Below are 26,866 nucleotides of genomic sequence, written 5' to 3' on the forward strand. Positions count from 1 at the left end.
CAAATGAAGCTACTTGTACAAAAATTCGGTGGTACGTCCGTCCGGGATCTGAAAAGCCGTTCCCGGGCGATCCATCATGTAAAAAACGGATTGAGTGAAGGTTACAAGGTTGTTGTCACTGTTTCTGCCATGGGAAGAAAAGGAAGCCCTTATGCAACTGATACTCTATTAGGACTTGTCGATTTCCCGCATACCATTGTCACTCCAAGAGAGCAGGATTTGATGATGTCCTGTGGCGAGACCATTTCTTCGATTGTATTTTGTCATGAACTCTGTAAAGAAGGAATTTCAGCCGTTTCTTTAACAGGAGCTCAGGCAGGTATAATGACCAACAGTGATTTCACAAAAGCAAAAATAACACAGATGAATCCTTCCAGAATCTTTGAAGAACTAAAAGATAAAGATGTGGTGGTAGTAGCGGGTTTTCAGGGTCAAACGATAAGAGGGGAAGTAACAACAATCGGCCGTGGTGGAAGTGATACTACAGCCGCAGCTCTAGGAGCAGCTCTTCAAGCGGAATGTATCGAAATTTTCACTGATGTAGATGGAATCATGACTGCCGACCCACGGTTGGTACAAGAAGCCCGTCCACTGAACACGATTACGTATAATGAAATTTGTAACTTAGCTTACCAAGGGGCAAAAGTCATCCACCCTCGAGCTGTCGAGATAGCGATGTATGCTAAAGTTCCAATTCGTGTCCGTTCCACCTATTCAGATCTTCCAGGTACTCTGGTTTCAGGAACGAAAGAAGATCGGTTAGGGCAAGACATCTCAGATCGAACTGTAACAGGCATCGCCCATATGGCAGGACTTACTCAAATTAAAGTACAATCTAAAGAAGATCCCTCCAAACTTCAATCAGATGTCTTCAAATCAATGGCCTCAGCCAATATTTCTGTCGACTTCATCAACATTTCTCCAAGTGGTGTCCTATACACCATCGACCATATTTACGCTGAAAAAGCTGCCCAAATCCTCAATAACCTTGGGTATGAACCTGAAATACGTAACGGTTGTGCGAAAGTTTCGACTGTTGGAGCGGGTATTACGGGAATACCAGGCGTTACAGCAAAGATTGTTCAGACCCTGACAGATATCGGCATTCAAATTCTTCAATCTGCCGACTCCCACACAACCATTTGGGTGTTGATCAAGGAAGAAGATCTTGTTCCTGCCGTCAATGCTTTACATGGAACGTTTCAACTGAACGTGGATGCGAAGAAAGGGGAAAAGCAAAAGTGAACTTCGGAAAAGTTTTGACTGCCATGGTGACCCCTTTTAACAGCCATGGGAAGATCGATTATGAAAAGACGACCCTGCTTGTTGAACATTTACTCAATAATGGAACGGATGGATTGGTCGTAGCAGGGACCACAGGGGAATCACCGACTCTATCCTCCGAAGAAAAGATAAAGTTGTGGAAACATGTCGTTCAAGTCGTCAATGGTCGTGCACCAGTTATAGCCGGAACAGGCAGCAATTGCACAACTTCGTCGATTGAACTTTCTAAAGCTGCAGAAAAAACGGGTGTAGACGGTGTAATGCTGGTGGCACCTTATTACAATAAACCTAATCAAAGCGGCCTGTATGAACACTTTAAGAATATTGCTCAAGCGGTTCAGTTACCAGTCATGGTTTATAATGTACCTGGCCGCTCTGTCGTACGTATCCAGCCGGAAACCATCGTCCGGTTAGCTGAAATAGATAATATCGTTTCCGTAAAAGAAGCTACCGGTGATTTAGATGGGATGGCTGAAATCATCTCTGGGACAGATGAGGATTTTTCATTATATAGCGGAGACGATAATTTGACTCTTCCGGCTTATGGAATCGGTGCCCAAGGGATCATATCCGTTTCTGCTCACGTGATAGGAAATGAAATGCAGAAAATGCTTCAGCTCTATGATACCGGCAAAGGAAAAGAAGCAGCGACTCTTCATAGAAAACTATTGCCGATTTTTAATGGAATGTTCACGGCCCCTTCACCTGCGCCGGTCAAGGAAGCACTGAAAAAAGTAGGAATCGATACAGGGGGAATGAGACTCCCTTTAGTTCCATTAACCAAAGGGGAGAAATTATTCATCCATCAGCTTTTAGATGAATTGGAGAAGTGAATTACAACCGCCCGGTTTCTTTTAGAATCGGGCGGTTATTTTATTGGGCAGCTCCAACCCGGGCGTTTTGCTTATGCTTGTCGAGTCTCCCCAATCGCTTCCGCTTTTCTGATGTCCAGCTCCAGCGATCAGCCTCTCGAGACATAAGCAATCCGCCGTTGGGACGAAGGCAGTCCCCCTGGCGTTTTGCTTATGCTTGTCGAGCCTCCCCAATCGCTTCCGCTTTTCTAAGTATGTTTCATTTGGTTTGTGCAATACTACGGAAAAGAACGAAAGGGGTGCGATTTATGAAAGAAGATTCTCCGAAAGATAAAGATCAATCCAAATCACAATCTTCGTTGGTCGATAAGATTCAGCAGTTAGGGCAAAGTAGTGTCCCTCAGCCTGCAGATTCAAATATTCATGTTCTGCCGATCATAGGGCAGGTAGAGGGGCATGTCCAGTTGCCATCTCAAAACAAAACAACGAAATATGAACATTTAATCCCACAATTGATTGCCATCGAACAAAATCCTAAAATTGAGGGACTTGTCGTGTTGTTGAATACTGTGGGGGGCGACGTCGAAGCAGGACTTGCTATTTCCGAGATGATCGCTTCCTTATCGAAACCTACTGTATCCATCGTGCTTGGGGGAGGACATTCAATCGGTGTTCCCATTGCTGTGTCAGCCGATTATTCATTCATAGTGGAAACAGCCACAATGACTATTCACCCGATTCGGATGACAGGTCTCGTTATAGGGGTACCGCAAACGTTTGAATATATGGATAAAATGCAGGATCGAGTGATAAATTTTGTCACACGCCATTCGAATGTCGAAGAGGAAAAGTTTAAGGAATTAATGTTTGATAAAGGGAACCTGACACGGGATATCGGAACGAACGTAGTCGGTCAACAAGCTGTGGATCACGGTCTGATCGATGCTGTGGGGGGGGTTCAAGAAGCTATGATGAAATTGAATGAAATGATCGAACAAAACAAAGGCCCTGAACAGCAGGTGGTTCAATGACGATTTTATATACACCACTCAGTGAACATGATATTTTCCCTCAGGAATCAAATGCATCAGTTGTCTATCAAGAACATAAAAACTGTCCATTGAAATGTTTACAAACCGAGGATGGTAAAAAACAGATCATGCAAGTGCTTTCTACAGATCCTTCGCATTATATGGATCCATCCCTTCAACCAGGACAATGGTTGGACTCGTAACTCCATATCAAGCTATGATATAATATAGAGGACAGAAAGGTAGGATGCCGGTGTCGCTTTCTTCGATTCATTGAAGGAACCCATCGGCATCCTTCTCTTTTCCGTTTTTCGATATGGAGGTGGAAGTGATATGGCTAGAAAAAGAAAAAAGAAAAAAAAGCAATCCAATTTGAAGAGCCATGTGAAATTTGAATTAATCGGCCTCTTATTTCTCTTCATTTCGGTGATTGGGAGTGGAGCCTCCGCTATCAGTGATGGGGCGATCCCTGGAGGACTGGAAAGATTTTGGCAGTTTTTATTCGGGGTTTGGTATTTTATCGCCTCTTTGTTTTTCCTTATTGTCGGCATTTATTTAATGGTAAAACGAAAATGGCCTACTTTTTTACATAAACGTCTTTTAGGCGTGTACATCATCCTTACTTCATTGTTGCTGTTCACCCACCTTGAAACTTTATCTGGTGATTTAGCGGCAGGGAATTCAATTTTGTCTATGACGTGGGAACGAATTACAGAAATGATGCGAGGAGAAAGTTCCTTTTATAGTGTAGGAGGCGGTTTGGCAGGCGCTATCCTCTTATCCATCACCTACTACCTTTTCTCTGGAGTCGGGGCCGCAATCGTTGCCTTTTTCCTCTTTATTATTGGAATCATTTTTGTAAGTGAATGGTCCATAGGGGAGTTGTTTTCTAAACTCGGTGAAAAGCTGAAAGTCATCAGTCAGGATCAAAGGGAAAGGCTGAAGAAATCGAAAGCTGATAAAACCGAAAAACGTAAGGCTTTACCAAATGAAAAAGAAGAAGCGGATGATACGGTGGTTTATGAAATCGAGGATACTAGTGAAAATCAGGCTGAAGAGCCGATCATCCAGGATTTCACTGAACATGCATACAAAGCAAACCAACAGTCATCAACCAAGGCCTCTGGTGCTCCCGCAAATGAAAAAGAAGACAGGGAAGCGGATGAAGTGAACTTAGAGAAATCCATGCCTACTGCTGAATTAGAAAACTTTGATTACCGCTTGCCAAGCCTGGAATTATTGGATGAACCTTCATCAACACCTCAGAGTCAAGGAAGGTCTCATATCCAGGCGACAGTCAGGAAACTGGAAAAAACTTTTCAAAGCTTCGGAGTCAAAGCGAAAGTTACGAAAGTGCACGTCGGTCCGGCTGTTACCAAGTATGAAGTGTATCCTGATGTCGGTGTGAAAGTAAGTAAAATCGTCAATTTGAACGACGATTTAGCACTGGCTTTAGCAGCCAAGGATATCCGTATCGAGGCGCCGATCCCAGGGAAGTCAGCGGTCGGAATTGAGGTTCCGAACCAAGAAGTCTCTATGGTTTCTTTAAGGGAAGTATTGGAAACTGGCAAATCGAATCCAGATTCCAAGCTCAGTTTTGCTCTCGGTCGTGATATTTCCGGCGAAGCTGTCATGTCAGAGCTCAACAAAATGCCCCACCTTCTCGTGGCGGGGGCCACAGGCAGTGGTAAAAGTGTCTGTATCAACGGGATTATCACAAGTATTTTGATGCGATCCAAACCACATGAAGTGAAAATGATGATGATCGATCCGAAGAAAGTGGAATTGAATGTATACAATGGAATTCCGCATTTGCTCGCTCCTGTGGTGACAGATCCTAAAAAAGCGTCCAGAGCATTGAAAAAGGTTGTATCTGAAATGGAACGTCGATATGATCTTTTCTCAGATTCAGGGACGAGAAATATCGAGAGTTATAATGAGTATATTAAGAAACACAACCAGGAAAATGATGATGAACAGCCCCAACTGCCTTATATCGTTGTATTAGTTGATGAGTTGGCTGATTTAATGATGGTAGCCTCAAATGAAGTAGAAGACGCAATTACACGCTTGGCTCAAATGGCCAGGGCAGCAGGGATTCACTTGATTATTGCGACCCAGCGTCCATCGGTCGACGTTATTACAGGAGTGATCAAAGCGAATATTCCTTCAAGGATTGCCTTCAGTGTTTCTTCGCAGACAGACTCTCGTACTATTTTGGATTCAGGTGGGGCAGAAAAATTACTAGGGCGTGGGGATATGCTCTTTACTCCAGTAGGCTCGAACAAACCTACACGTGTGCAAGGGGCGTTTTTGTCCGACGAAGAAGTAGAAAGAATTGTCAACTTCTGTGTTGAGCAACAGCGAGCGCAATACCAGGAGGAAATGATTCCTGAGGAAGAGAGTGAAGTGAAGCAGGAAGTAGACGATGACCTATACCCTGAAGCAGTTCAAATGGTCATTGAAATGCAAAGTGCGAGTGTTTCAATGATTCAACGCAGGTTCCGTGTAGGATACACGAGGGCGGCACGGCTTATCGATGCAATGGAAGATAACGGGATTGTTGGTCCATACGAAGGAAGCAAGCCGAGAAATGTACTCGTCTCCCAGTCTTCTGAAGAACAACATACATCTTAAACTTCGTGTAATGGTAATAGCTCGGCAACTGAACTATTGAAAAACCAGCGAAGCTATATTAATTTATAAAGATATGAAAGCTACTGCGTCCTGCAGTAGCTTTTTTTAGCGACTGGAAATGATAAAAAATCACATCAGAAAATATGTAGGGCAGGGATCATTCCGCGTCTATCCTTGGGTAAGCTTTAGAATCAAACTTTCGAGATTTCTATAGGAGTTTTCGACCTTTTCAGAACTTCATTGGCCACTTTAATATGGCAGAAAATTCACCCTTCATAGGTTTGAATTTGTGTTGTCCAGGTGCCGATGTTATTGGGTGTCTATTCTCAAACTAGGAGGTATTAATCAGATTAGTTGTAGCAAAATTCATAAAAATGTCCTAATTCTATTTATTTATTTGCTGAATAGTGTTATATTATTGTCAAAATGTGATGTGTCGAACGTCAGATGTCAGATCTCTTTTTTGTTAGTTCATTAGACATGGGGTGAATATGGATGTCCATCAGGCAGGATACTCGTCATCTGTACTTACAGGTGATTGAGCAAATTAAACGTGATATTGAAAATGGTACCTTTTTAGAAAAAGCGAAACTTCCTTCAGAATTTCAGTTATCTAAATCTCTAGGGGTTTCAAGAGCCACGCTTCGAGAGGCGCTCCGAATATTAGAAGAAGAAGGTGTCGTTACAAGAAGGCATGGAGTTGGAACTTTCGTCAACCCTAAGCCTTTGTTCACCTCGGGTATAGAAGAACTTGATAGTGTAACAGGGATGATTACTAAGTCCGGCATGACACCTGGTTCTCAGTATTTATCAGCAGAGCTCATTGAGCCAACTGAAGAGGATCGCAAGCGATTCTCCCCACTTGAAATACATAATATTGCGAAAGTGGAACGAGTGAGAACAGCTGACGAACAACCGGTCGTCTATTGTACGGATAAGATTCCGCAGGGCTTATTGCCAATCGATCAAGTAAGAGAAGCCGATTCATTATTCAATGTATTGGAGAGATATACCGGGAAAACGATAGCATATGCGGTTACACACATTGAGCCGATCGGGTTTCACGAACGAATATCTCCAATATTGAACTGTGAGCCTGACCAGGCATTACTACTATTAAGACAAATGCACTATTCTCAAGACGATGTACCAATGCTGCTGTCCTCTAATTATTTCAGAGCGGACAAGTTCAGTTTCCATGTCTTACGAAAAAGAGTGTAAGGGCTTACAAAAAGTGTGTCATATCGAGGATTTGGGGAGGTGAGGCCGTTTACAGAAGAAACGACTGCTGTGGTTAGACCTATGACATACTTAACAAATTAGGGGGTAATTGTTTTGTTTAAAAGCCGTTTGCTTTTAGTTTTCGTACTTGTATTAACTCTTGGTGTTTTCTTAGCTGCTTGCGGATCTTCAGATGGTGAAGAAGACACAAGCGGAGATTCAGGTGATTCTGGTGGAAATGAAGAAACTTCTGAAGATAGTGGCGATAGTGATTTTTCAGTAGCTATGGTAACGGATGTAGGTGGAGTGGATGATAAATCATTCAACCAATCTGCTTGGGAAGGTCTTCAAGCTTTTGGCGAAGAAAATGGAATGAGCAAAGGTGAAGGCTTTGATTATGCACAATCTGAAAGTGATGCTGATTATACTACAAACTTGAACCGTTTAGTACGTCAAGATTATAACTTGATTTTCGGTATCGGGTTCCTGCTGGAGCCAGCGATTACTGAGGTTGCAGGACAGTATCCTGATACAAACTTTGCAATTGTAGATTCTATTGCTGAAGGTGACAATGTTGCGAGCATCACTTTTAAAGAGCACCAGGGTTCTTTCTTAGCTGGTGTTGCAGCTGCTAAGAAAACGAACACAAACAAAATCGGTTTCTTAGGCGGCGTTGATAGTGATTTGATCAACAAATTCGAAGCTGGGTTTATTGCAGGCGTGAAATCTGTAAACGCTGATATTGATGTAACTGTGGAGTATGCTGAAAGCTTTGCAGCGGCAGATAAAGGTAAATTGATTGCTGCGGATATGTATTCTCAAGATATTGACGTAATCTATCATGCATCTGGAGCAACAGGAAACGGTGTATTCGCGGAAGCGAAAGATATCAAAAACAGCAATCCTGACCAAGATGTTTGGGTCATCGGTGTCGACCGTGACCAGCATGAGGAAGGTCAGATCGGTGATACCAATGTAACCCTTACTTCAATGGTTAAACGTGTAGATATCGCTGTTCAGGACGTTACACAACAAGCGAAAGATGGCGAGTTCCCAGGGGGAGAAGTTGTAGAGTATGGCCTTGGTGATGACGCAATCAGTATCGCTCGTACGAACGAAGAAGCAATGACGGAAGAAATCGTTTCATCCGTAGAAGAATGGAAAGAAAAGATCATCAACGGTGATGTAGAAGTACCAAGCACTCGTGAAGATCTTGAAACATACCTAGGTTCACTATAAAAAATGATGAAAAAGGCTGGTGAAAGCCGGCCTTTTTCTTCTATAAACAGAAAATCATCAAATGAAAAGATTATTCCGGCCCTTTTCATTTGATGATTTTTTCAAGCGCAATTGGGGGAGGGGAAAGAGACGAATGGATTATGTTATTGAAATGTTAAACATAAGAAAAGAGTTTCCTGGCATAGTAGCCAATGATAACATCAATCTTCAAGTTGAAAAAGGAGAGATTCATGCTCTCTTAGGTGAAAATGGTGCAGGTAAATCAACCTTAATGAACGTACTGTTTGGTCTCTATCAGCCGGAAAGAGGCGAAATCAAGGTGCGTGGAAAGAAAGTGCATATTACAGACCCGAACGTTGCTAATGGTCTTGGCATCGGGATGGTCCACCAGCACTTTATGCTTGTCGACACATTTACAGTGACAGAAAATATCGTCCTTGGAAGTGAACCCAAAAGATGGGGCACAGTCAATTTACGAACAGCAGAAAAGGAAGTGCAGGAACTTTCAGAACGTTACGGTTTGAATGTCGATCCAAGGGCTAAGATCAGAGATATCTCTGTAGGTATGCAACAGCGTGTAGAAATCTTGAAAACGCTTTACCGCGGTGCAGAAATCCTTATTTTTGATGAACCGACAGCGGTTTTGACCCCGCAGGAGATTAAGGAATTGATCGAAATCATGCACAATCTCGTTAAAGAAGGAAAGTCCATTATTTTAATCACACACAAACTGAAAGAAATAATGGAAGTCTGTGACCGTTGCACTGTCATACGAAAAGGTCAAGGCATTGGAACTGTCAATGTTTCAGAAACCAATGTTAACGAACTCGCTTCTTTGATGGTAGGTCGTGAAGTCAGTTTTTCTACTGAAAAAACACCCTCAAAGCCAGCGGAAACTTACCTTTCGATCAAAGATCTGCGTGTTAAAGATGTTCGGGGAGTTGAGATGGTCAAAGGCTTGAACATTGAAGTCAGGTCCGGGGAAATCGTGGGTATTGCCGGTGTTGATGGCAACGGGCAGACAGAATTGATAGAAGCTATCACAGGTTTACGTAAGAGTGAATCCGGTTCCATTACCCTTCACGAAAAAGTGATTACAAACCTGAATCCTAGAAAAGTTGCTCAATCGGGAATTTCTCATATACCACAAGACCGCCATAAATTCGGTTTAGTGCTCGATTTTCCCATCGGTGAAAATATGGTGCTGCAAAGCTACTATAAGGAGCCTTTTTCAAAAAAAGGCGTGATGAACTTCAAGAATATCTATAAAAAAGCTCAGGAATTGATTGATGAATATGATGTTCGTACGCCGGATTCCTACACGAAAGCACGAGCTTTATCTGGTGGAAATCAACAAAAGGCCATTATAGGCAGGGAAGTCGACCGTTCACCGGACTTGATCATAGCTGCTCAGCCGACAAGGGGCCTTGACGTCGGGGCCATTGAATTCATCCATAAAAAATTAATAGAAGAACGTGATAAAGGAAGAGCTGTTTTACTATTATCCTTTGAATTAGATGAAATTATGAATTTGAGCGATCGGATAGCGGTTATGTTCGATGGGAAAATAGTGTCTGATGTGAAACCTGAGGATACGAATGAACAAGAATTAGGACTCCTGATGGCTGGGAACACAGGACAGAAAGCAGGTGATCAGTAATGTTTTCAAATCGAATGGTCAATCTGCTGATTCCGATCATATCTGTTGTGCTCGGGCTGCTTTCGGGTGCGATCATCATGCTTGTTTTCGGATATAATCCAATTGCTGGCTTCGGTGCATTATGGAACGGAGCCTTTGGAGATGCATACTTTCTTGGTGAGACGATCCGGCAAGTCACCCCTTATATCCTTTCTGGACTTGCTGTAGCTTTCGCCTTACGTTCAGGTTTATTGAATATCGGAGTCGAGGGTCAGGTTTTTGTAGGCTGGCTGGCATCGGTGTGGATCGGGGTTGCATTTGAACTGCCGATGATCATTCATTTGCCGCTTGCTATAATTGCTGCTGCGTTGGCGGGGGCCTTTTGGGGATTCATCCCTGGTATTCTTAAGGCGAAACTCGGGGTTCATGAAGTTATCGTTACAATTATGATGAACTATATTGCCTTATATGTATGTAATTCATTCGTCCGAAATGTCATCACAGATGGTGCGGACCGCACGGATAATATTGCTGCTACCGCTTCTCTTCAATCAGAATGGCTGGCAGGATTGACGTTCTATTCAAGAATTCACTACGGATTCATTTTGGCTATCTTCATGGCATTAGTCATGTGGTTTGTGTTGAACCGTACCACAAGAGGTTTTGAATTGCGTTCCGTCGGTTTCAACCAGCATGCTTCTAGATATGCCGGAATGAACGTAAGTAAGAATATCATTCTTGCCATGGTCATTTCTGGTGCTTTTGCAGGTCTTGCAGGAGCGATGGAAGGTCTGGGCACGTTCGGGTTCATGTCCATCAAGTCTGGTTTCACGAATATCGGTTTTGATGGGATCGCCGTAGCTCTTTTGGGAGCGAACACAGCCTTAGGAGTCGTGCTTGCCGCTTTCTTATTCGGTACCTTGAAAATCGGTGCCTTGAATATGCCGACAGAGGCTGGCGTACCTACAGAACTTGTAGAAATCATTATTGCTTTGATCATTTTCTTCGTTGCATCCAGTTACATGATCCGCTGGGTCATCCTGCGCTTCAAAAAGGAGGGGAAATAAATGGAATTCATTGATATATTAAGTCGTATTCTTGGTTCGGCGATTCTTTTCGCTTCCCCTCTGATTTTCACTGCGCTCGGTGGAGTGTTCAGTGAACGCTCGGGGGTTATCAATATTGGCCTTGAAGGTCTGATGGTAATGGGAGCATTCATTGGTGTTGTATTCAATTTGACGTTTTATGAAACGTTCGGAAGTTTCACCCCGTGGATGTCCATTTTTGTCGCGATGGCAGGTTCTGCGATTTTCGCACTTGTCCATGCTCTAGCTTCCATCACATTCCGGGCAGATCAAGTTGTAAGTGGTGTCGCGATCAACTTTTTAGCGCTTGGTATCGGATTATTTTTGACAAAACAATGGTATGACAAAGGGCAGACGGATATTATTTCACGCCCTTTTTATTCTATGGATATCCCAGTATTAAGTAAAATTCCGATTATCGGCGATTTGTTTTTCACTGGGTGGTATTTGACTTCTTATTTAGCGATTTTCCTTGCGTTCGTGGCCTGGTTCTTTATTTATAAGACACCATTCGGTCTTCGTCTGCGTTCAGTTGGAGAACACCCGATGGCGTCTGACACAAATGGAATCAATGTATATAAGATGCGTTACATTGGAGTCATGATTTCCGGAGCCTTAGGGGGCCTGGGAGGATCTGTATATGCCTTGACGATCGCTCTGAACTTTTCACATGCGACGATTGTTGGTCAGGGATTCATGTCCTTGGCGGCAGTCATTTTCGGGAAGTGGCACCCACTCGGGGCCCTTGGAGCAGCAATATTTTTCGGATTTGCTCAAAGTTTGAGTATCGTGTCTTCCGATATCGCTCTATTAGAAAATGTTCCGCAAATATTCTTATTGATTGCCCCTTATGTCTTGACGATTCTGGCATTAGCAGGATTCATAGGAAGAGCGGAAGCGCCAAGATCACTTGGGGAAGCTTACGTAAAAGGGAACCGTTAATCAAAATTAAGTCCGGTGCATTTGTACCGGACTTAATTTTTTACTTTTTCACACATATACCTTAGCATAGGACATAGCTTTGATGGATGAATATGGACATGTAGGTCTATAATAAAAAAAGAATGATGAGGAGGATGTATATATGAAATTGACAGAAGAAACGTTACTTGAAAAAGAAGGATACCGACTACATATTTTACCCAGCAAAAAATACAAAACCATCAATATCGTAGCAAAATTCAAAGCCCCATTAAAAAGAGAGGGCATTACAGAGAGGGCACTTCTCCCGCACGTATTACAAAAAGCTACGAACAATCACCCTAATGTGCGCTCATTGCAGTCTGCTTTTGAGAATCTTTATGGAACAGCTCTGTCCAGCGACGGTTCGAAAAAAGGAGAAAATCACGTGATCAGCTTTCGTATGGAGGTTGTGAATGAAGCTTATTTGAACGATCAGGAGCCTATTCTGGAAGAAGCATTCAAGCTTTTTCACGAAGTGCTCTTCGATCCGAAAGTGGAGGGCGATGGATTCGATGAAGCCATTGTATCCCGTGAAAAACAGACACTGGAACAAAAAATCACTTCAATAAAAGATGACAAAATGAGTTATGCGAATTTGCGTCTCATGGACCACATGTGTAAAGACGAACCATATGCCCTGCACGTCCATGGTTACCAGGAGGATATGGCTGATATTACACCTGGTAAGCTCTATGATTACTACCGTCAGATGATCAAAAATGACATGCTGGATGTCTATGTGATCGGCGATATGGATCAGGCAGCAGTCGAGAAAATGACCGATCAGTATTTTTCCAGAAGCGGAAGCAATAATGATGACAATGATCAAGTATCTGTATCTAAACAGGTGGAGGAACCTGCCGAAATCATAGAAAGAGAAGAAGTGAACCAGGGTAAACTGCACCTCGGCTACCGCACGAACACTAAGTTCGGGGATGATGATTACTATGCTTTACAAATTTTCAATGGCCTTTTCGGTGGGTTCCCAAGTTCAAAGTTATTCATGAACGTAAGGGAGAAGCACAGCCTCGCTTATTATGCTGCTTCCAGATTTGAAAGCCACAAAGGTTTACTGCTTGTTTTCAGTGGTGTGGATCCGAAAGATTACGAGCAGGCGAAAACCATTATTTTAGAACAGATGGAAGCCATGAAAAAAGGCGATTTCACAGAAGAACAAGTACAAGAGACCACTGAACAAGTTGTCAACCAACTTCAAGAAACGATGGATAATGCCAACGGGCTGATTGAGGTTCTCTACCATCAAATGCTTTCTGGGGCAGAAATGCCTGCGAATGAGTTGATTGAAAATATTCGTAAAGTTACAAAACGAGATGTGGTTGATATGGCTAACAAGATCGAACTGGATACGATTTACTTCTTAACGAGCAATGAAGGAGGGGAATAATATGGAGGAGCTAGTATATAAACAACTGAATGAATCCGTTTATCAAGAAACACTGGATAATGGTTTGAAGGTTTTTCTATTATCGAAACCTGAGATGGCGAAAACGTTCGGTATTTTCACTACCAATTATGGATCGATCGATCAAACGTTCACGCCTATCGGCCAGGAGGAGAGTGTCACGGTCCCGGAAGGCATCGCGCACTTTCTTGAACATAAGCTTTTTGAAAAAGAAGACCGGGATGTGTTCCAAGACTTCACTAGACTCGGGGCTTCGGCAAATGCGTTTACTTCTTTCACCAAGACGGCTTACTTATTTTCAGCGACGAGTCAAATCGATAAAAATGTGAAGACATTACTGGACTTCGTACAGAACCCGTACTTCTCAGAAGAATCCGTAGAAAAGGAAAAAGGGATCATCGCACAAGAAATTCGTATGTACGATGATCAGCCTGACTGGCGTTCATTTTTCGGAACCATTCAGAGTCTGTACCACAATCACCCTGTAAAGGTGGATATTGCAGGAACGGTGGACAGCATTCAGGATATTACTAAAGATGACCTTTATACATGCTATGAAACGTTTTATCACCCATCCAACATGGTGTTGTTCGTTGCTGGAAACATTGAACCTGAAGCAATGATGAATCTTATTCGTGAAAATCAGGAGAATAAAGAGTTTCCCGAAGCTCCTGAGATTAATCGATCCTACCCGGAAGAGCCTAAAACGGTAGCCAAAAAGGATCATTCCATAACCATGCCTGTGACAACAGCAAAAGCCATGGTTGGTGTGAAAGAAAACGTCCAGGGACTGACAGGGGAAGAAATTCTGAGAGGCGAATTGCTCTCAGGAATGATTCTTGACTATTACTTCTCTAAGAGTGGAGTTTTCTATGAAGAGCTTTACAAAGAGGACTTGATTGACGATAGCTTCCAGTTTGAAACAGAGCTTGATCGCCAATTCGGCTTCACTATTCTCGGTGGAGATTCACGAAAGCCTGATCAAATGACTAAACGAGTAAAAGAAATGCTGCATGAATTAAAAGAACAGCGCATCTCCGAAAAAGATTTCACGCGAATGAAACGGAAGAAAATCGGCCAATTCATGCGTGCTTTGAATTCACTGGAATTCATCGCTAATCAATTCACACATTATCATACGTTAGGCGTCGATTTATTCGAAGTTTTACCAGTCATCGAATCTCTAACCGCAGATGATGCAGATGAATATTTGCAACATTGGATAAAAGAAGAAGCGATTTCCGTTTTCCAGGTAAAACCACAGACAAATGAATAAAAGGGTGCTGATTTTGGGGGCGAGCGGTGAAATTGGTAGAGCGACAGCCCTTAAATTAGTTGCAAGAGGTTATGCAGTCGGTTTGCAATATAATGCCAATGAACCAGCTGTTTCTTCTCTGAGAAAAGAAATTCCCAGCCATCAATATTCTGGTGATTTTCAAGCAGATCTTTCAACGAATGAAGGCATTGTGGCATTTTTGGATACTCTGGAGATGGAATGGGATGCGGTCATTTTCGCTGGAGGGCAAATGTGGACTGGTATTTTCCAAGATATGAATCCAGAAGATATGGATGCATTATATAACGTCCATGTGAAAGCTGTATGGATGACTACCAAACATGTCCTTCCCTACATGATTCACCAAAAAGCAGGAAGCATCATCTTGGTTTCGTCTATTTTCGGAATCGAAGGGGCTAGCCTTGAAGTAGCATACAGTTCTGTTAAAGGGGCACAAAACAGTTTCGTGAAAGGCCTGGCCAAAGAGGTCGCCCCTAGTGGAATTCGGGTGAATGCTGTCGCGCCCGGTTTGATTGACACGAAAATGAATGCGCACTTAACAAAGGATGAATTGACAGCCCTGGCCGAGGAGATCCCGATGGGTCGTGCCGGGAAGGCCGAAGAGGTATCTGATGCTATTGATTTTTTAATAAACGGATGTTCCAGCTATATTACAGGACAAATTATTCAAATCAATGGTGGCTGGGCTTGATTATCGTGAATAATTTCATTCACTCCTCCTAATACTAAGCATGAAAAAATTCAGAGGAGGTTACATTGATGTCTGTTCTCGATAATTTTGATTCTTGGAAAGACTTTTTGGGCGATCGCTTACATCAAGCGAAAGGTCAAGGAATGGAACAACATGCCGTATCAGAACTTGCTTATGAAATCGGTGGTTATTTAGCTAATACTGTTGATGCTAAGAACGAGCAGGAAGCTGTTTTGCGTGATCTTTGGAATGTAGCTGATGAGAAAGAACAACATGCCATGGCTAACATAATGGTGAAAATGGTTCAAAACGAAGGAACACAATCTTAAACATCGACAAAATCCGCACAAAACCATTGTGCGGATTTTTTCATAAGTATTTAGCGATTTAATCTTTATAACTTTTTGGATGTTTATGCAGTTCTCACCTTTCCTATTTAATAAAAATCCTTTATGATAGATGAAGAGTGGAAAATTCCATATATCACTCGACTTTGACAAAAAACGACATTTTTTCCAGAGGAGTTGTGTTATGGAGAAAAAAGAATGGTACTTAGAATATGAAATACAATACAACCGCCCTGGACTTCTTGGAGATATCTCCTCATTGCTGGGTATGATGTCTATCAATATTGTTACAATCAATGGTGTAGAAAATTCACACAGGGGTATGCTCTTATTATGTAAAGACGAAGAGCAAATAACTCGACTCCAGTCGATTTTAGATACGATGGACACGATCAAAGTCACAAAGCTTCGCAGGCCGAAGTTGAGAGACCGGCTGGCTGTCAGGCATGGAAGGTATATACATAGTGACATCGATGACCGGAAAACCTTTCGTTTCAATCGTGAAGACCTGGGGTTGCTAGTTGATTTCATGGCGGAACTTTTTATGAAAGATGGCCACAAATTAATCGGGATACGCGGGATGCCGCGAGTAGGAAAGACAGAATCTGTGGTTGCCGCAAGTGTCTGTGCTAATAAGCGCTGGTTATTCGTTTCTAGTACGCTGCTTAAACAAACGGTTCGTAATCAGCTGATTGATGAAGAATATAGTGAAGATAACCTCTATATTATAGATGGAATCGTTTCTGCAAAAAGAGCAAACGAACAGCATTGGCAGCTGGTTCGGGAAATTATGAGGCTGCCAGCGACCAAAGTCATTGAACATCCGGATATATTTGTTCAGGAAACCGAATACAAGATGGATGACTTCGATTACATCATAGAGCTTCGTAACAATGATGATGAAGAAATTACTTATGAAACAGTGGAGAAACCGAGCATGCCGATGAACGATGGTTTTTCCATGTTTGATTTTTAGAAATTGGATGGTGTTACACATGGAGATTGGAGAAAGACTGAAGGAAGCCAGGGAAACGAAGGGCATTTCTTTAGAGTCATTACAAGAAACAACTAAAATTCAAAAGCGTTATTTAAAAGCTATAGAAACGAATGAGTTCCAAGTGCTGCCTGGGAAGTTCTACACTCGGGCATTTATTCGTGAGTATGCTTCTGCTGTAGGATTGGACCCTGAAATCGTTATGGAAGAGCATAAAAGTGAACTGCCAACCTTTGAAGATGAGAGTGCAGTGCAATACAGTCGTGTGCAGAAATCGAAGAAAGAAGCCTCCCAAAAAAGTTCAGGGACCTCCAAGATCTTTCCGACTATTTTAACAGTCGCGCTGGTTATAGGGATCCTGCTTGTAGCATGGGTGTTCTTACAAAACGGTGGCGATGCAGAGAATGAAGGATCTTCATCTCAAAATGATTCCAATGATGAAATCAACGTACCTGCAGACTCATCTGATCAGGGAGATTCAGAAGAAGAAACGCAAGAGAATACGGAGTCTGAAGGAAATAATGATGAAGACGGAAGTGGATCTTCATCTGATGAAGAAAACTCAGAAAAAACAGAAGAAGAGAAAGAAAAACAATCCGAACAAGAAATGAATGTTGAACTTAGCCAAGAAGGCACGGGTGGCTTTCCAGAGCACATCTATGAAGTCACAGGGGTGGAAAAGCCTACAGTGACTATTGAATGGACAGGCACCGCATATATGGATGTTCAATCACCTAAGGGTGGTGAGGGATTGATTACAGCTGGTGAGTACGGTCCAAGTGATTCACCACTAACCTTGGATTTTGAAGGTGACGACGAGCTTTATATCAAAACCGGAAACGCGCCAGGTACAGTAGTTAAAATCAATGATCAGGAAGTGCCATTTCCAAACCCGGAATTATCGACCCAGAAATTATTGCTTCAATTCCAGAAATAAAATCGTGGTCAGGCTGCCCTATAAATTGAGCTATAGGAGTGATTTATGAACTCTTTGTAGCGGGGCAGCCTTTCATGTATTCAGTAATAGGAGAGTGACCATATGAATTTACCAAATAAAATAACTTTATCACGCATATTTCTAATCCCTGTCTTTATCATACTTATGAGCGTCCCTTTTAACTGGGGTGCATTGGAAATGGGGGACAGGGACCTGCCTGTCGCTCATCTAGCTGGGGCACTCCTTTTTATCATTGCTTCTACAACGGATTGGATTGATGGGTACATCGCCAGGAAATACAACCTTGTCACGAATTTAGGGAAGTTTTTGGACCCGCTTGCTGATAAATTGTTAGTGAGTGCGGCCTTGATTTTGCTCGTTGAAATCGGCCTTGCTCCGGCTTGGATTGTCATCCTGATTATCAGTCGGGAGTTTGCTGTTACTGGGTTAAGGTTGGTTGCTGCTGGAGAAGGTAGTGTACTTGCTGCAAGTCAAATGGGGAAACTGAAGACTTGGATTCAGATTGTAGCGATTTCACTTCTCTTGCTGCACAATTGGCCACTTGCTTTTATCGGCTTTCCACTAGGAACGATCGCCCTATATTTAGCACTCATCATAACTGTATATTCAGGTTACGATTACTTTAAGAAAAATTGGCACGTGATGAGAGATTCAAAATGAAGACGGAAATTATTGCAGTCGGCACAGAGTTGCTTTTGGGGCAGATTTCCAATACGAATGCCCAATGGATTTCTAAAGAAATGGCAGGTATCGGGCTACCCGTCTTACGTCATACAGTTGTAGGTGACAATTTCAATCGTTTACAGACGACATTCGAGCATGCCCAATCCCGCTCAGAGGTGATCATCGTGACCGGAGGATTAGGCCCTACAGAAGATGATCTGACACGGGAGGCTGCGCAGAAGGTGATGCAGCAGGAATTGGTTAACCATGAGGAAACACTGGCGAAAATTCAATCCTACTACGACCGTAATCATAGAAAAATGACCCCGAACAATCGAAAGCAGTCGCTCGTCTTTTCAAAAGCTGATGTATTAACCAACAGGGAAGGAATGGCTCCGGGGCAATTGGTCGAGAAAGATGGCTGCCTCTGGATATTTTTACCTGGGGTGCCCTCCGAAATGAAAACATTGATGCAAGACGAAGTCATCCCTCGTCTGCACAAAATCTATAATTTGAAATCACAGATCGTATCTGAGATGATGCGATTCATCGGGATCGGAGAGTCTACACTCGAAACGGAATTGCAAGACACCATCACGAACCAGACAAATCCCACTATTGCTCCTTTGGCAAGTGAAGGAGAAGTCGGTTTGAGGTTGACGGCTACCGGCGAGACGACAGAGGATGCCTACCATAAGATTGCTGTTCTCAAAGAAAAGATATTACAGGAAGTGGGGTCTTATTATTATGGTAGTGATACGGTAACGATTGAAGAGCGAGTCCGGGACCTTTTAAAAGAACATAAGTACACGATTGGTTCAGCTGAAAGTTTTACTGGAGGAAGCTTTATAGAACGGTTAGTGGCTTTACCAGGGGCTTCAGCTGTGTGCCAGGGCGGACTGGTCGCTTATACAGCTGAGACTAAGGAAAAGGTCATCCAAGTACCGAAGTTCCTTATCAAGCAATACGGTACCATCAGCCACGAATGTGCAGAAATCATGGCATTGAATACTCAAAGTTTGCTTGATGTTGATGTAAGTATAAGTTTTACAGGCGTCGCTGGACCTGAGCCGAGTGAGGGGAGGCATCCGGGAACTGTATTCATCGGAATACAAATCGGTGAACAAGACCCTGAAGTCCATCTGTTCACTTTCCACGGAGGTCGTGATCAAGTGAGAAATCGTGCGGTGAAGAAGGGCTATGAACTTCTTTTCCATCATTTGAAAAATGATTTTTGATGAAATTATGGATCTGAATTTCGGAGTTTCCTCTAGAGGAAACTCCGAAATCAGATCTTTTTCTAATAAAAAAAGGGAACATTTATTCGCTTTTTAGTTGGCAAACGATCAAAAACAAGTTATGATAGGGTTAGAAATTTTGAAAGGCGGTATGATTTATATGAGTGATCGTAAGCAAGCGTTAGATATGGCTTTACGCCAAATAGAGAAACAATTCGGCAAGGGTTCTATTATGAAAATGGGTGATGGATCAGAACAAAAGGTGCATACGGTTTCGAGTGGCTCTTTGGGGCTGGATGTTGCACTTGGTGTGGGCGGATATCCTCGCGGAAGGGTTGTAGAAATATATGGACCGGAATCTTCCGGTAAGACGACGGTTGCTCTCCACGCTATTGCTGAAGCACAACGTAATGGCGGCACAGCGGCTTTCATCGATGCTGAGCATGCCTTGGATCCAGTCTACGCAAGAGCGCTTGGAGTAGATATCGAAGAGCTTCTCCTTTCCCAGCCCGATACAGGAGAGCAGGCGCTGGAGATTGCTGAAGCGCTAGTTCGTAGTGGAGCAGTGGATATGGTTGTCGTCGACTCCGTTGCTGCTCTTGTTCCGAAGGCAGAAATCGAAGGCGAAATGGGAGACGCCCACGTAGGTCTTCAAGCTCGTTTAATGTCCCAGGCGCTCCGTAAACTATCTGGTGCAATCAACAAGTCGAAGACGACTGCAATTTTCATCAACCAAATTCGTGAAAAGGTAGGGGTCATGTTCGGGAACCCTGAAACCACCCCTGGTGGACGTGCGCTTAAGTTCTATTCTTCTGTGCGTCTGGAAGTTCGCCGTGCTGAAACATTGAAGCAAGGAAATGAAATGGTAGGGAATAAAACTCGTTTGAAAGTAGTCAAAAACAAAGTTGCCCCTCCATTCAAACAAGCGGAGGTGGACATTATGTACGGGGAAGGTATTTCAAGAGAAGGTGAGCTCCTGGATATCGGTTCAGATCTTGACCTTATTCAAAAGAGCGGTTCCTGGTACTCCTATAACAATGAACGATTAGGTCAAGGCCGTGAGAATGCTAAGCAGTTCCTTAAAGAAAATGTAGAAATTTATGAAGAAGTTAAACGTTTGGTTCGTGACCATTATGGAATGGAAGCAGCCGACGGTGAAGCCGAAGAGAAAAGTAAGGACAGCCAAGAAACTTTAGATGTATAACGTTTTCTGAAAATATTCTGAAAGCAGCGCCGGTAAGAATGGTGCTGCTTTTTGCTATCGGATAGGAATCTTTAAGGTAACGCCTGTGGATAACTTGCGAAGCATAAGCCTCCGTAACGTTCATCAATAGACAGATATTTTTAAATATTTGAATATGTTAGTAGATACATAGGGCGTTTCCTTGACATTCCGCATGTGCAAGCATAAAATGAATGTGTATCATTTTCATCTTTATACCCTTTATTTTAACTAAATGAAACTGAAAATGAAACGTTTGTAATTACCGACAAACGGACCAAGTTCATAGCAAGAGGAGGTGAAATTATGGATATGATATCCTCGCTCATCTTCATTTTGCTTGCCCTTATCATCGGTTCTGTTGTTGGTTATCTTATTCGGAAATCGATTGCGGAGGCGAAAATTTCAAGTGCTGAAGAACTTGCGAAACAGATTGTTGATGAAGGTCATCGCAATGCTGAATCAGCAAAGAAAGAGGCTCTTCTTGAAGCAAAGGAAGAGAATCAGAAATTTCGTCAAGAAGCGGAGAACGAGATTCGTGACCGCCGCATGGAACTGCAGAAAACTGAAAATCGTTTGACTCAGAAAGAAGAGAATCTCGATCGTAAGAGTGGTACGCTTGACCAGCGTGATCTTTCACTCGAAAAGAAAGAAGGTACTCTTGCCGAGAGACAACAACAAATTGAAGAAATGGAAAGCAAAGTGAAAGCTATGCTTCAAGAACAACAAACAGAGCTTGAACGCGTATCAGGCTTAACATCAGACCAGGCGAAACAAATGATTTTAGAACGAGTTGAACAAGAGGTGTCTCATGAGTCAGCCCTTATGGTCAAAGAAGCGGAAAATCGGGCTAAAGAAGAGGCGGACAAGAAAGCGAAAAGCATTCTTTCACTAGCCTTGCAGCGTTGTGCTGCAGACCACGTTGCTGAAACGACGGTTTCTGTAGTCAACCTGCCGAACGATGAGATGAAAGGTCGAATCATCGGCCGTGAAGGTCGTAATATCCGTACATTAGAAACGTTGACTGGGATTGATTTAATTATTGACGATACCCCGGAAGCTGTCATTCTTTCAGGCTTCGATCCAATTCGCCGTGAAACTGCGCGAATGGCCCTTGAAAAACTTGTTCAAGATGGACGTATTCACCCAGCTCGAATTGAAGAGATGGTGGACAAGTCCAGGCGTGAAGTCGATGACTATATACGTGAAGTAGGTGAACAAACGACATTTGAAGTGGGAGTTCACGGGTTACACCCGGACCTCATCAAGATCCTTGGTCGCCTGAAGTATCGTACAAGTTATGGACAGAACGTCTTAAAACACTCGACCGAAGTTGCTTATCTAGCCGGGTTGCTGGCTGCTGAGCTTGGCGAAGACGAAACACTTGCCCGCCGCGCAGGTTTGCTTCATGACATCGGTAAAGCGATCGACCATGAAGTGGAAGGCAGCCACGTAGAAATCGGTAAAGAGTTGGCTATGAAGTACAAAGAAAATGACACAGTTATCAATGCTGTTGCTTCTCACCATGGTGATGAAGAGCCTACATCAATCATTTCTGTCTTGGTCGCTGCCGCAGATGCTCTATCTGCTGCTCGTCCGGGTGCGAGAAGTGAAACTCTGGAAAATTATATCAAGCGTTTAGAGAAACTTGAAGAAATATCAGAGTCTTATGAAGGAGTAGAGAAGTCCTTCGCGATTCAAGCTGGCCGTGAAGTTCGAATTATGGTTCGTCCTGATGAAATTGATGATCTTGAAGCTACAAGATTAGCACGTGATATTCGAAACAGAATCGAGGGAGAACTCGATTATCCAGGTCATATTAAAGTTACCGTCATTCGCGAAACACGTTCTGTGGAGTATGCGAAATAAAACAATGAAGCGGCCTTTTGGGTCGCTTCATTTCTGTTTTCAAGGGAATATTAGGATACAAAATATGATGATGTTTATAGGAAAGGAAATGTTTATGCGTATATTATTTATTGGTGATGTTGTCGGCTCTCCTGGGCGGGATATGGTGGATGAATATCTACCTAAACTAAAACAGAAGTACCAACCTGCTGTATCGATCGTCAATGGCGAAAATGCGGCATCAGGTAAAGGGATTACAGAAAAAATCTATCGTCGTTTTTTAGAGAAAGGTGCCCAGGCTGTGACCCTTGGAAATCATGCTTGGGATAAGAAAGAGATATTTGAATTTATCGATGATGCAGAATATATGGTTCGTCCAGCGAATTTCCCTGAGGGGACACCAGGCAAAGGATTAACTTTCGTGAAAACACCGAAAGCAGAAGTAGCTGTCATCAATCTGCAAGGACGTACATTTTTGTCACCTAATGATGATCCTTTCAGAAAAGTGGATGAATTGATAGAAGTTGCGAAAAAAAGAACTTCTATCATATTTTTGGATTTTCATGCTGAAGCAACAAGTGAAAAGCAGGCGATGGGTTGGTATGTGGATGGAAGAGTAAGTGTAAATGTAGGTACACATACTCATATCCAAACTGCAGATGAACGCATATTACCACAAGGCACGGCTTATATTTCGGATGTAGGAATGACCGGTCCCTACGACGGTATTTTAGGTATGGGTAGAGAGGCCGTTTTGAAACGGTTTTTAACAAACCTGCCTGTACGTTTCGAAGTTCCAAAAGAGGGAAGAGCACAATTAAGCGCTTTCTTGGTTGATGTAGACGAAAAAACAGGAAAGTCTACGAAAGTCAAGCGTATTTTGATTAATGAAGACCATCCATTCTTCAACTGATTATTTGAATTTTGCGACAAATTCATTCATAATGAAAAGGTAATATTCTACATCTCCAAGAATATAGTAGTTATGGAACAACTATAGTGATTGAAGGAGGAGCTAGTAATGGAAGTCTTAAAAGTATCAGCTAAATCCGTACCTAATTCAGTAGCAGGGGCCTTGGCGAATGTTGTACGAGAACGCGGCACTGCAGAAGTTCAGGCTATTGGAGCCGGTGCATTGAATCAAGCGGTGAAAGCCGTTGCTATCGCTCGGGGGTTTGTTGCGCCAAGCGGGATGGATTTGATATGTATCCCGGCCTTTACAGATATTATGATTAATGAGGAGGAACGAACGGCGATCAAGTTGATTGTCGAACCTCGTTAGCAATTCAATTCACCTTCCTTCCAGGCAAAATATAAAGACATCTTGGAGTCTATACGTAAAATCTACTAAAATTGTCGCTATTTTATAATCGTAGGGATATGGTTTTAATCAGGAAATCCGCACTCTATCCAGAGTGCGGATTTTTCACGTTTCTGAGAAAATCGCTGTAAGTTTCGTGACAGAAGATGTTGGGTGACTGTCTTTGCAATAGGAGGTCAAGAACCTGGCAGGATCTAATATATTCCCTTTGGGAGACAAAAAATATACTTCAAAAATTTTGTTTAAGCTTGTCAAAATGATCAAAGCTTTCGAGTTTTGGGGGGGAAGATGTCCGATAGTTTCCCAATCGTAATAGACATAGCCATATGTGTTTTTCCAGTGGACATCTATATTTGCGTTATTCTCTATTCATGTTACTATAATCTATATAAAAGGATTACATAGATTTTATGTAGGTTAGGAGTGTTCACTGTGAATGGAACGATGAAAGCGATCGTTAAACATCACCGCGGTGTAGGAGCAGAGCTTCAAGAAGTAGCGATTCCTCAAATCCGCGAAGACGAAGTATTGATACGGGTTAAAGCCACTTCTATTTGTGGCACGGATGTCCATATTTATAATTGGGACGAATGGTCAGAAAGTCGAGTCCAGCCGCCTTATGTATTCGGACATGAATTTTCTGGTGAAATTGTAAAAGTTGGAGCAAAAGTAACTAACTTTACCAAAGGTGATTATGTGAGTGCAGAGACTCACCTCGTTTGTGGTCATTGCCCGCAATGCCTGACGGGTAAATTCCATATATGTGAAAATACTAAAATCATTGGTGTCGACACTCAAGGCTGTTTTGCGGAATATGTTGCACTTCCAGCGGATAATTTGTGGAAGAACCCTGAAGATCTGCCAACTGATATCGCCTCCATACAAGAGCCGATGGGAAATGCGGTACATACTGTTCTGAACGGAGATGTCGCCGGGAAATCAGTGGCTGTTATCGGTTGCGGTCCGATTGGTCTGATGGCCGTCGGTGTAGCGAAAGCGGCAGGTGCTTCTCAAGTGCTCGCTTTTGACTTGAATGACTATAGGCTTGATCTGGCAGAGAAAATGGGTGCGACAACCACCGTTCATTCCGGAGAGATCGATCCTGTTGAAACAGCACGTAACTTAACAGATGGTCATGGTGTCGATGTTGTTTGTGAGATGAGCGGTCATCCCGTTGCGATGGATCAAGGATTCAAAATGATCACAAATGGCGGGCGTGTATCGATATTAAGCTTACCGACCAAGCGAGTTAGTTTGGATGTCACCAATGATATCGTTTTCAAAGGTGTTGAAGTCCAGGGGATTACAGGACGCAAAATGTATGAAACTTGGCAGCAAGTATCCAGACTTCTTCAATCAGGTCAAGTAGATGTTACACCGATGATTACACATCACTTGAGTTTAGACGAATTTGAAAAAGGTTTTGACTTGATGAATCAGGGGCAATGTGGAAAAGTGGTCTTACACCCTTAATTGTAAAGGAGGATGTTTTATGAAAGGTTTTGAATACTTACAAAAAGAATTGGATGAGATGCAGGAGGAAGGGACATTTCGTAAGTTGATCCCACTGGAGTCTGCTCAAGGCTCTAAAGTGAAAATCAAAGGCAAAGAAGTGATCCAACTTTCCTCGAACAACTACTTAGGATTGACTTCCCATCCAAGAATGAAAGAGGCAGCAGATCGTGCTAATGAACAATATGGTGTTGGAACAGGATCTGTTCGTACGATCGCTGGGACACTGAAGATGCATGAAGACTTTGAAGAAAAGCTGGCGAAGTTCAAACATACGGAAGCCGCACTTGTGTTCCAATCCGGTTTTACTACAAACCAGGGGGTTCTCTCTTCCATACTAGGAAAAGAAGATGTGGTCATTTCAGATGAGCTTAACCATGCTTCTATCATTGATGGGATCCGGTTGACAAAAGCAGATCGTAAAATTTACAAGCACGTGGATATGGAGTCTCTTGAAGAAGCATTACAGCAGAGTGCTGATTACCGCACACGTCTCGTTGTCACAGATGGTGTTTTTTCAATGGACGGAAACATCGCACCTCTTCCTGAAATCGTGGAATTGGCAGAAAAATACGATGCATTGATAATGGTTGATGATGCCCACGCAAGCGGTGTCCTCGGTGATAATGGCCGTGGTACCGTCAACCACTTTAACCTGGATGGCCGGGTGCATATCCAAGTCGGTACTTTGAGTAAGGCGATCGGGGTGCTTGGCGGATATGTAGCAAGTACGCAAACATTAAGAGAATACTTGATTCACAAAGGACGTCCTTTCCTATTCAGTACTTCTCACCCGCCAGCAGTCACAGCGGCTAACGATGCGGCTGTAGATGTTCTGCTTGAAGAGCCGGAACTGATCGACAAGCTGTGGGATAATACGAAATTTTTCAAAGATGGATTGAATACTCTAGGGTTCGACACGGGGATCAGTGAAACACCTGTTACGCCAGTAATGATTGGGGATGATGCCCTAACCCATAAATTCTCTGATGAATTATTCGGAGAAGGCGTCTTCGCTCAAGGAATTGTTTTCCCGACTGTTCAAAGAGGCAAAGGGAGAATCCGGACGATTGTAACGGCTGAACACTCTAAAGAAGAGTTGCAAGAAGCTCTTGATGCTTTTGAAAAAGTCGGAAAGAAATTAGGAATTGTATAAGTCAAAAGCCGCTGTGACTAACTCACAGCGGCTTTTTTCGTGTTCAGGAAAAGTTTGAAATATTCCCCTTTTCCGTGAAGCAGAATCGCTTCCCTGTACGGATGTATTCACTCCTATCGATGCTTCAGGAAAAATGCGTTTTAAGTTGCCTTTATAAAGATGAGCAGAGAAAAATTTTCATGAGAGCGTCGATGATTCTGTGAAAAATAAGTGAATTATTGTTTATACTTAATTTTTAGTGTAAAAATTGATATAATGGTACAGTTAGAAGGACCGGTTTGAAAG

General features: G+C 42.8%; 24 protein-coding genes. All 24 read left to right on the top strand.

Translation table 11 applies throughout. The features are described from left to right. Positions 1–3: 3 nt before the first annotated feature. The 24 genes from dapG to ACTWPX_RS04230 all read left to right on the top strand — a co-directional run bounded on the left by dapG (position 4) and on the right by ACTWPX_RS04230 (position 26,581). Positions 4–1,245, top strand: coding sequence for an aspartate kinase (gene dapG / locus ACTWPX_RS04115; RefSeq protein ID WP_443118620.1), 1,242 nt, complete (start codon positions 4–6; stop codon positions 1,243–1,245). Then, entirely contained in the window at positions 1,242–2,117 is an 876-nt protein-coding gene (dapA, locus tag ACTWPX_RS04120; RefSeq protein ID WP_443118621.1) for a 4-hydroxy-tetrahydrodipicolinate synthase, read from the top strand. Before dapG ends, dapA begins: the two co-directional genes overlap by 4 nt. 287 nt (positions 2,118–2,404) lie before the next feature. Then, positions 2,405–3,127, top strand: coding sequence for a ClpP family protease (locus ACTWPX_RS04125; RefSeq protein ID WP_128522709.1), 723 nt, complete (start codon positions 2,405–2,407; stop codon positions 3,125–3,127). Next, positions 3,124–3,330: a YlzJ-like family protein gene (locus ACTWPX_RS04130; protein ID WP_128522708.1), complete on the top strand. Its 207-nt coding sequence runs from the start codon at positions 3,124–3,126 to the stop codon at positions 3,328–3,330. The genes ACTWPX_RS04125 and ACTWPX_RS04130 overlap by 4 nt, the downstream gene beginning before the upstream one ends. 130 nt (positions 3,331–3,460) lie before the next feature. Beyond that, a complete protein-coding gene (locus ACTWPX_RS04135; protein ID WP_443118622.1) occupies positions 3,461–5,764 on the top strand; it encodes a DNA translocase FtsK in 2,304 nt (767 codons plus the stop codon). Positions 5,765–6,259: 495 nt separating this feature from the next. Next, positions 6,260–6,985, top strand: coding sequence for a GntR family transcriptional regulator (locus tag ACTWPX_RS04140; RefSeq protein WP_128522706.1), 726 nt, complete (start codon positions 6,260–6,262; stop codon positions 6,983–6,985). A 114-nt stretch (positions 6,986–7,099) separates the two neighbouring features. After that, entirely contained in the window at positions 7,100–8,224 is a 1,125-nt protein-coding gene (locus ACTWPX_RS04145; protein WP_443118623.1) for a BMP family lipoprotein, read from the top strand. Positions 8,225–8,357: 133 nt separating this feature from the next. Next, complete coding sequence (locus tag ACTWPX_RS04150) at positions 8,358–9,884, top strand: ABC transporter ATP-binding protein (protein ID WP_443118624.1); 1,527 nt, start codon at positions 8,358–8,360, stop codon at positions 9,882–9,884. Next, positions 9,884–10,930, top strand: coding sequence for an ABC transporter permease (locus ACTWPX_RS04155; protein ID WP_128522703.1), 1,047 nt, complete (start codon positions 9,884–9,886; stop codon positions 10,928–10,930). Before ACTWPX_RS04150 ends, ACTWPX_RS04155 begins: the two co-directional genes overlap by 1 nt. After that, positions 10,931–11,890, top strand: coding sequence for an ABC transporter permease (locus tag ACTWPX_RS04160; RefSeq protein ID WP_128522702.1), 960 nt, complete (start codon positions 10,931–10,933; stop codon positions 11,888–11,890). 142 nt (positions 11,891–12,032) lie between these two features. Beyond that, a complete protein-coding gene (yfmF, locus tag ACTWPX_RS04165; RefSeq protein ID WP_443118625.1) occupies positions 12,033–13,316 on the top strand; it encodes an EF-P 5-aminopentanol modification-associated protein YfmF in 1,284 nt (427 codons plus the stop codon). Position 13,317: 1 nt separating this feature from the next. Next, positions 13,318–14,610 carry an EF-P 5-aminopentanol modification-associated protein YfmH gene (gene yfmH / locus ACTWPX_RS04170; protein ID WP_443118626.1) on the top strand — a complete coding sequence of 431 codons (1,293 nt, stop codon included), beginning with the start codon at positions 13,318–13,320 and terminating at the stop codon, positions 14,608–14,610. Beyond that, positions 14,603–15,322: an elongation factor P 5-aminopentanone reductase gene (gene ymfI / locus ACTWPX_RS04175; RefSeq protein WP_443118627.1), complete on the top strand. Its 720-nt coding sequence runs from the start codon at positions 14,603–14,605 to the stop codon at positions 15,320–15,322. The genes yfmH and ymfI overlap by 8 nt, the downstream gene beginning before the upstream one ends. A 68-nt stretch (positions 15,323–15,390) precedes the next feature. After that, entirely contained in the window at positions 15,391–15,651 is a 261-nt protein-coding gene (locus ACTWPX_RS04180; RefSeq protein WP_128522698.1) for a DUF3243 domain-containing protein, read from the top strand. A gap of 202 nt (positions 15,652–15,853) precedes the next feature. Continuing rightward, positions 15,854–16,645 (top strand): DUF3388 domain-containing protein, encoded by a 792-nt coding sequence (locus ACTWPX_RS04185; RefSeq protein WP_128522697.1) that lies wholly within the window; start codon positions 15,854–15,856, stop codon positions 16,643–16,645. 19 nt (positions 16,646–16,664) lie between these two features. Beyond that, entirely contained in the window at positions 16,665–17,600 is a 936-nt protein-coding gene (locus tag ACTWPX_RS04190; RefSeq protein WP_443118628.1) for a helix-turn-helix domain-containing protein, read from the top strand. Between the two features lie 102 nt (positions 17,601–17,702). Continuing rightward, positions 17,703–18,281: a CDP-diacylglycerol--glycerol-3-phosphate 3-phosphatidyltransferase gene (pgsA, locus tag ACTWPX_RS04195; RefSeq protein WP_443118629.1), complete on the top strand. Its 579-nt coding sequence runs from the start codon at positions 17,703–17,705 to the stop codon at positions 18,279–18,281. Next, positions 18,278–19,522: a competence/damage-inducible protein A gene (locus ACTWPX_RS04200; protein ID WP_443118630.1), complete on the top strand. Its 1,245-nt coding sequence runs from the start codon at positions 18,278–18,280 to the stop codon at positions 19,520–19,522. Before pgsA ends, ACTWPX_RS04200 begins: the two co-directional genes overlap by 4 nt. A 160-nt stretch (positions 19,523–19,682) precedes the next feature. Continuing rightward, the gene (gene recA / locus ACTWPX_RS04205; RefSeq protein ID WP_128522693.1) at positions 19,683–20,726 is read left to right on the top strand and encodes a recombinase RecA; all 1,044 of its coding nucleotides are present in this window, start codon (positions 19,683–19,685) and stop codon (positions 20,724–20,726) included. Positions 20,727–21,050: 324 nt separating this feature from the next. Continuing rightward, entirely contained in the window at positions 21,051–22,613 is a 1,563-nt protein-coding gene (gene rny, locus ACTWPX_RS04210) for a ribonuclease Y (protein WP_443118631.1), read from the top strand. Positions 22,614–22,707: 94 nt separating this feature from the next. Then, on the top strand, positions 22,708–23,505 hold the full coding sequence (locus ACTWPX_RS04215; protein WP_128522691.1) for a TIGR00282 family metallophosphoesterase: 798 nt from the start codon (positions 22,708–22,710) through the stop codon (positions 23,503–23,505). Between the two features lie 108 nt (positions 23,506–23,613). After that, on the top strand, positions 23,614–23,874 hold the full coding sequence (locus ACTWPX_RS04220; protein WP_128522690.1) for a stage V sporulation protein S: 261 nt from the start codon (positions 23,614–23,616) through the stop codon (positions 23,872–23,874). Between the two features lie 471 nt (positions 23,875–24,345). Then, positions 24,346–25,386 (top strand): L-threonine 3-dehydrogenase, encoded by a 1,041-nt coding sequence (tdh, locus tag ACTWPX_RS04225; RefSeq protein ID WP_443118632.1) that lies wholly within the window; start codon positions 24,346–24,348, stop codon positions 25,384–25,386. Between the two features lie 19 nt (positions 25,387–25,405). Continuing rightward, on the top strand, positions 25,406–26,581 hold the full coding sequence (locus ACTWPX_RS04230; RefSeq protein WP_443118633.1) for a glycine C-acetyltransferase: 1,176 nt from the start codon (positions 25,406–25,408) through the stop codon (positions 26,579–26,581). The last annotated feature ends 285 nt before the right edge of the window (positions 26,582–26,866 follow it).

Origin of the sequence: Halobacillus sp. H74 (assembly GCF_052246715.1) — a bacterium.
Classification (GTDB): domain Bacteria; phylum Bacillota; class Bacilli; order Bacillales; family Halobacillaceae; genus Halobacillus; species Halobacillus litoralis_A.

Bases quoted from the DNA above. Each gene is read 5' to 3' on its own strand.
- ACTWPX_RS04160 (WP_128522702.1), top strand. From the start codon at position 10,931: ATGGAATTCATTGATATATTAAGTCGTATTCTTGGTTCGGCGATTCTT.
- yfmF (WP_443118625.1), top strand. From the start codon at position 12,033: ATGAAATTGACAGAAGAAACGTTACTTGAAAAAGAAGGATACCGACTA.
- ACTWPX_RS04230 (WP_443118633.1), top strand. From the start codon at position 25,406: ATGAAAGGTTTTGAATACTTACAAAAAGAATTGGATGAGATGCAGGAG.
- ACTWPX_RS04140 (WP_128522706.1), top strand. From the start codon at position 6,260: ATGTCCATCAGGCAGGATACTCGTCATCTGTACTTACAGGTGATTGAG.
- yfmH (WP_443118626.1), top strand. From the start codon at position 13,318: ATGGAGGAGCTAGTATATAAACAACTGAATGAATCCGTTTATCAAGAA.
- ACTWPX_RS04190 (WP_443118628.1), top strand. From the start codon at position 16,665: ATGGAGATTGGAGAAAGACTGAAGGAAGCCAGGGAAACGAAGGGCATT.
- ACTWPX_RS04155 (WP_128522703.1), top strand. From the start codon at position 9,884: ATGTTTTCAAATCGAATGGTCAATCTGCTGATTCCGATCATATCTGTT.
- rny (WP_443118631.1), top strand. From the start codon at position 21,051: ATGGATATGATATCCTCGCTCATCTTCATTTTGCTTGCCCTTATCATC.
- ACTWPX_RS04200 (WP_443118630.1), top strand. From the start codon at position 18,278: ATGAAGACGGAAATTATTGCAGTCGGCACAGAGTTGCTTTTGGGGCAG.
- dapG (WP_443118620.1), top strand. From the start codon at position 4: ATGAAGCTACTTGTACAAAAATTCGGTGGTACGTCCGTCCGGGATCTG.
- ACTWPX_RS04180 (WP_128522698.1), top strand. From the start codon at position 15,391: ATGTCTGTTCTCGATAATTTTGATTCTTGGAAAGACTTTTTGGGCGAT.
- ACTWPX_RS04135 (WP_443118622.1), top strand. From the start codon at position 3,461: ATGGCTAGAAAAAGAAAAAAGAAAAAAAAGCAATCCAATTTGAAGAGC.
- ACTWPX_RS04125 (WP_128522709.1), top strand. From the start codon at position 2,405: ATGAAAGAAGATTCTCCGAAAGATAAAGATCAATCCAAATCACAATCT.
- ACTWPX_RS04220 (WP_128522690.1), top strand. From the start codon at position 23,614: ATGGAAGTCTTAAAAGTATCAGCTAAATCCGTACCTAATTCAGTAGCA.
- ACTWPX_RS04185 (WP_128522697.1), top strand. From the start codon at position 15,854: ATGGAGAAAAAAGAATGGTACTTAGAATATGAAATACAATACAACCGC.
- ymfI (WP_443118627.1), top strand. From the start codon at position 14,603: ATGAATAAAAGGGTGCTGATTTTGGGGGCGAGCGGTGAAATTGGTAGA.
- pgsA (WP_443118629.1), top strand. From the start codon at position 17,703: ATGAATTTACCAAATAAAATAACTTTATCACGCATATTTCTAATCCCT.
- ACTWPX_RS04150 (WP_443118624.1), top strand. From the start codon at position 8,358: ATGGATTATGTTATTGAAATGTTAAACATAAGAAAAGAGTTTCCTGGC.
- ACTWPX_RS04215 (WP_128522691.1), top strand. From the start codon at position 22,708: ATGCGTATATTATTTATTGGTGATGTTGTCGGCTCTCCTGGGCGGGAT.
- ACTWPX_RS04130 (WP_128522708.1), top strand. From the start codon at position 3,124: ATGACGATTTTATATACACCACTCAGTGAACATGATATTTTCCCTCAG.
- recA (WP_128522693.1), top strand. From the start codon at position 19,683: ATGAGTGATCGTAAGCAAGCGTTAGATATGGCTTTACGCCAAATAGAG.